Source organism: Kitasatospora sp. NPDC002965, assembly GCF_040611255.1.
GTDB lineage: Bacteria > Actinomycetota > Actinomycetes > Streptomycetales > Streptomycetaceae > Kitasatospora.
The window spans coordinates 1-5,276 of sequence record NZ_JBEXNT010000250.1 but is presented as its reverse complement, the minus strand read 5'-3'; the positions used below and the strand labels follow the sequence as shown (position 1 = coordinate 5,276).

Below are 5,276 nucleotides of genomic sequence, written 5' to 3'. Positions count from 1 at the left end.
TCCACGAAGCTTCTCCACCTCACCAAGATCCACAGACCGCAGCATGCACCGCCACGACCACAAGATCAAATCAACCTAACGAAGTACTACTAGGGCCGTTGGACCCAGCGGCCGGGGCCGGTGGGCCCCGGTTCGGGACCACCGGCCGGGACCACCGTCACCGACCCCCGGAGACGACGAAGCACCGGTCGCGGCCGGGGAGTTGACGTTCTCCCCGGTCGCGCCGGCGCAGTCGGGGGCCGTCGGCCGAGGGACGGCGGAGCGTCGGCGAAGGTCGCCCGCGGGCCTCGGCCGCACACGTCCGCGGTGGCCACGCCCCCGGCCGCCGGGGCCGACGCGGGAGCGTCAGGAGGCGGCGGCGGTGCCGACCGCGGCGATCCGGTAGCCGGTCACGAGGTCGGGCCGGATGGCCACCGTGTGGTCCATCGAGGCGTTCACCCACGGGCTCAACAGCCCGCGGTAGCGGGCCAGGAGGGACGGATCGGTGACCGGCCTCGCGAAGCCGGTCACCACCACGCTCCACCCGAGCCGGGTCGACGGGTCGATCGCGTCGGCCTCGTAGGCGACCACCACGCCGGCGTCGTCCCCGCCCTGGGCGACCGTGGTCAGCGCGGCGCCGTCGTGGGTCCGGATCACGATGACGTCGTCCACCAGGAGGTGGTTCACGGGGCGGATCGCCGGTAGCGCGGACACGGTGAAGACGATCCGGCCGAACGGCGCACTTCCCAACAGCCGCAGGGCCTCGGCCCGTTCGAGCGGGACCAGCTCGCGCGGCGGGGCGTCGGAGGCCGGACGGGGGCGGGCGGGCGGCGGCAGGCCCTCGGGCCGGCGCAGCGCGCGCAGGCGGCGACGGACGGACTCGTCGTTCACGAGGCGCCCGCGATCAGGCCGAGCCGGCCGTCGAAGCGCCGGTAGAGCACCCGCCCGCGCCGCGAACCAGGCTGGGCGAAGAACAGGTACGGCAGCTCGGCGGCGGCCAGCCGTTCGACGGCCTGATCCTCCGTCAACTCCGGTGCACCGCTCGGACTGAGGGTGAGCGGGGCGATCGGCCGGGTGGGCGGACCGGCCGCGGCCGTACGGGCCAGCCGGTAGCCGGTCGGACCCACCCGGTAGACCACGGCGTCGGTCTCGGTGGCCGGGTCGGTGAAGAGGTGGATGTCGAAGTCCATCGCGTCCATCGTCCGGGCGGCGGCGTCCGGCGAGCACCACACGAGGTGGGCCTGCTTGCGCCGGACGATGTCCTGCGGCCCGGCGGCGCAGGGGAGTTCGGTACGGGCGGCCTGCGGATCCGCCCAGCGCCGGGCCCTGACCTCCGAGGCCCTGACCTGCTGGGCCCTGACCTCCGAGGCCCTGACCTGCTGGGCCCTGACCTCCGAGGCCCTGACCTGCTGGGCCCTGACCTCCGGAACCCCGGCCTGCGGCGCCTCGACCGACGAGGGGGCCGCGGCAGGCCCGCGGCTCCGGGCCCGGCGGGGCCAGGGCCGGGGCGCCCACCCCGAGGCGACGGCTGTCATCCGGCCGCGCAGGCCGTCGGCCAGCCGGTCCAGGGCCTCCCCCAGATCGACGGCGACCTCCTGGACGCGGATCCGCCGACCGTCCACCTCCGCGTTGACCTGGGCCAGGACGCCGGTCGGGCCGACCGGTCCGACCCGGACCCGCAGCGACTCGACCAGGGCGTCCGCCCCGCTCACCACGGCTGCGATCCGGGCCCTGGCGTCGACCGCGAAACCTCGCGAAATCCCGTCGCACACCCGCACCGTGACCAACTCGCCCACCTCAGGCCTCTTCCCGTTCCGCGTTCTCGTCAGGCCGCGCCACCCGCCTCCGGCAGGCCCGCACACACCGGCGCGTCGATCACCATCCCGCCACCGCACAGCCGTCACAAGGGCCGAACGGCCCCATCGGCGCCCGCCGTCCGGCCCCCACCGCCGGGACGACCCGGCTCGTCCGGGCGTGGTGCTCCCGCCCGGGCGAGCCGGCCGTCCCGGGCGCCGGGAGTGCGGGAATCCCCGGACGGCCGGGCCACACGCGCTCTCTGACGTCGCGGGATGCCGGACCGCGCCCCGGCCGTGGCATGATCGGGCCATGTCGATCCCCGACGACCAGTCCGCGTACTGGAATTCCACCGGCACCGGGAAGACCTTCGGCCACCCGCTGCACCCCGGCTGGACCGCCCGGATCGACCGGGGTGCCGCCCTCCTGGACTACGGCTGCGGGTACGGCCGGCTCGCCGGCGACCTCGCCGGCCTGGGCTTCACCGACGTCGAAGGCGTGGACGTCGCAGCGGAGTCGGTCGCCCGGGCACGCGCCGAGCAACCGGCCGCCCGGTTCGACGTGCTGACCGACCCGCCCCGGCTCGACCGTCCGGACGCCTCCTACGACGCGGCCTTCCTGTTCGCCGTCCTCACCTGCGTACCGGGCGACGACGCCCAGCGCGCCCTCGTCGCCGAACTCCACCGGGTGCTGCGCCCGGGCGCGCTCCTCCAGGTCAGCGACTACTGCCTCCAGCCGGACGAACGCAACCGCGAGCGCTACCGGCGGTTCGAGTCGCGGTACGGCCGGTTCGGCGTGTTCGAGACCGGCGACGGCGCGGTCTGCCGCCACCACACCCGGGCGTGGCTGGGCGAACTGTTCGGCGACTTCGACGCGGTGGCCGAGCACGAACTCCCGGTGCTCACGATGAACGACCGCCCGGCGGTCGCCACTCGGTTCCTGTTCGCCAGACGGTAGATCCTCCCCCGGAACCCGGAAACGCGGCGGCCACGCGGCGGCCCCGCACCCGACCGCGTACCCGACTGCGTACCCGACCGCGCACCGGCCCCCGCACTCGGCGCCTCCCCCGGCCCCGGCCGTCGGCCCGGATCATGCGGGCCGACCGCCACAAAGATGGGGGCCCTCCCCCCATGCCCCGGTGGCCGCCTCGACGCCAGGATCGGCACCGAGGGCGGCGCCTTCGACGGCAGCGCAGCCCTCTCCCGGCATCGGAGGTGCGGTGGTGGCAGAGGTGAACGCCGTGCGCAGCACGCGCCTCGACGGAGGCGCCGGACCGGTTCAGGGCCCGGTCGCACCGGCGATCTCCTCGACCGCACCGTTCCCGCACTCTCCGGTGCCCGGTGATGCCCCCTCGCCGGACGAACCGGCCGGTCCCGACCGGGCGCCGGCCGGAACCGGAGCCCCGGCCTCGTCCGGGCCGGGATCCGTATCCGGAACCCCGCACGTCCCCGGGGAGACGCCCGCCGCGCCCCCTCCCGCCGCACCGGCCCCCGACGCACCGGACCTCGCCGCGCCGAGCCCCGGCCCGGCGCACCCCGGCCCGGCCACCCGCCTCCACCGCTCCCGCCTCCGGGCGGCCCGTTCCGGCGGCCCCCCCTGGTGGGCGCGCGGCCTGACGCCGGGCCGGCCCGCCCCCGCCGCCCGCCCCGACTGGGCCGCCTTCACCGAGGCCGCCGTCGCCGCCGCCCCGGTCCGCCCGGTGGTGCCGCGCGCGGCCTACCCGGGGCTGACGGGTTTCGCGCTCGTCCTGCAGCCGTTCGCGGACCGCGCCCAGGTCCGGTTGCTGACCGCCCTCTCCCCCGGCGTGCGGGCCGCCGAGCAGCTGGGCCGGATCGACCTGGCCGCCCTGCGCACCGGGTTCACCGCCCGCCTGACCGAACGGCTCGCCCGGATCGCGGCCCGCACGCTGGTCCTGGAGCTCAACGTGGCACGGGCGGGCGGGCGGCTGGCCGGCGGCAGCCCGCACGAGCGGTTCCGCTCGTTCCTCGCGCTCACGGCGCGCCGCGAGGGCCTGGCCGCCCTGCTGCGCGAGTACCCGGTGCTGGCCCGGCTGCTCGCCCGCGCCTGCCTCGACGCCGCCGACGCGTTCGCCGAGCTGCTGGACCGCTTCGCCGGCGACCGCCCGTCCCTGGTCGCCGGCCTGCTGCGCGGACGCGACCCGGGCGCGCTGGTCGCGGTCGCCGCCGACGCGGGCGACCGGCACCGGCGCGGGCGTGCGGTGGCCGTGCTGCACTTCGCCGACGGCGGCGCCGTCGTCCACCGGCCCCGGCCGCCCGCCGCGCACCGGCACTTCAACGCCCTGCTCACCTGGTACACCGCGCAGCCCGGGGTGCCCCGGCTGCGCGCGCTCGGCCTGCTCGACCGCGGCGGCCACGGCTGGACCGAGTACGCCGAGGCACGCCCCTGTCTGACCGGCTTCGAGGTCGAGCGCTTCTACCGCCGGCAGGGCGCGCTGCTCGCGCTGCTGCACGTCCTGGACGGCACCGACCTGCACTTCGAGAACCTCGTCGCGTGCGGGGAGCACCCGGTACTGGTGGACGTCGAGACGCTGTTCCACCCGCCGGCCCGGCGTGACCCGGCAGAGGACCCGGCGGTCCTGGCCCTCCAGGAGTCCGTGCACCGGGTCGGCCTGCTGCCGCAGTTGCTGGTCGGCGACGACGGCGCGGTGGACGTCTCCGGCATCGGCGGTGGCGGCGGTGCGGGCCGGCTCACCTCCCCCGTCGAGGGCGTCGACTGGGCCGGCGCCGGCACCGACGAGATGCGGCTGGTCCGGCGCCCGCGGCCGTTCGGGGAGGCCCACAACCGCCCCCGCCTGGGCGGCGCGCCGGTGGACCCGGCCGGCCACACCGAGGCCCTGGTCGAAGGCTTCCGCGCCGGGTACGCCGCACTCGCCGCCGGGCGCGACCAGCTCGTCGGCCCGCGCGGCCTGCTGCGCTCGTTCGCCGAGGACGAGGTCCGCGTGGTGCCCCGGGCCACCCGGGTCTACGCACGCCTGCTCGACGAGTCCACCCACCCGGACGTGCTGCGCGACGCCGCCGCGCGCCAGGCCGTCCTGGAGCTGCTGCGCACCGACGCGGTCGACGATCCCGGCCGGCCCGAACTCGCCGACCACGAGATCGCCGACCTCTGGAGCGGTGACGTCCCGCTCTTCACCGCCCGCCCCGGCGCCCGCGATCTGTGGACTTCCGGCGGCCGGCGGCTGCCCGGGGAACTCGCCGAGGCGGGGCTGGCCCGGGCGGAGTCCAAGCTCGCAGGGCTCGGCGGGGTCGACCGCAAGGACCAGGAGTGGATCATCCGCGCGGCCATGGTCGGCGCCGCCGGGACGCCCGCACACCGGCCGGGCCGGCCCGTCCCCGAGAACGTCTGGGCCACCGCGCCGGAGCCCGAGCAGCTGCTCACCGCCGCCCGCCGGGACGACAAGGTGGTCGCCGCCTGGAACGGGCTGGCCGTCGCCGCCCTCGCCGAGACGGGCGCCCTGCTGGACCGGCCCGACCTCGTCGAGG

General features: G+C 77.1%; 4 protein-coding genes. 2 read left to right on the top strand and 2 right to left on the bottom strand.

The features are described 5' to 3' along the window. Positions 1–345 precede the first annotated feature (345 nt). Positions 346–816, bottom strand: coding sequence for a pyridoxamine 5'-phosphate oxidase family protein (locus ABZY91_RS41215; protein WP_355409290.1), 471 nt, complete (start codon positions 814–816; stop codon positions 346–348). 50 nt (positions 817–866) lie between these two features. After that, entirely contained in the window at positions 867–1,775 is a 909-nt protein-coding gene (locus ABZY91_RS41210; protein WP_355409288.1) for a sigma 54 modulation/S30EA ribosomal C-terminal domain-containing protein, read from the bottom strand. Between the two features lie 310 nt (positions 1,776–2,085). Between ABZY91_RS41210 and ABZY91_RS41205 the strand changes: the two genes are divergently transcribed. Both ABZY91_RS41205 and lanM read left to right on the top strand, forming a co-directional pair. Further along, on the top strand, positions 2,086–2,730 hold the full coding sequence (locus ABZY91_RS41205) for a class I SAM-dependent methyltransferase (RefSeq protein ID WP_355409286.1): 645 nt from the start codon (positions 2,086–2,088) through the stop codon (positions 2,728–2,730). A gap of 283 nt (positions 2,731–3,013) precedes the next feature. Further along, a partial coding sequence (gene lanM / locus ABZY91_RS41200) for a type 2 lanthipeptide synthetase LanM (RefSeq protein WP_355409284.1) occupies positions 3,014–5,276 on the top strand: 2,263 nt, incomplete at its 3' end.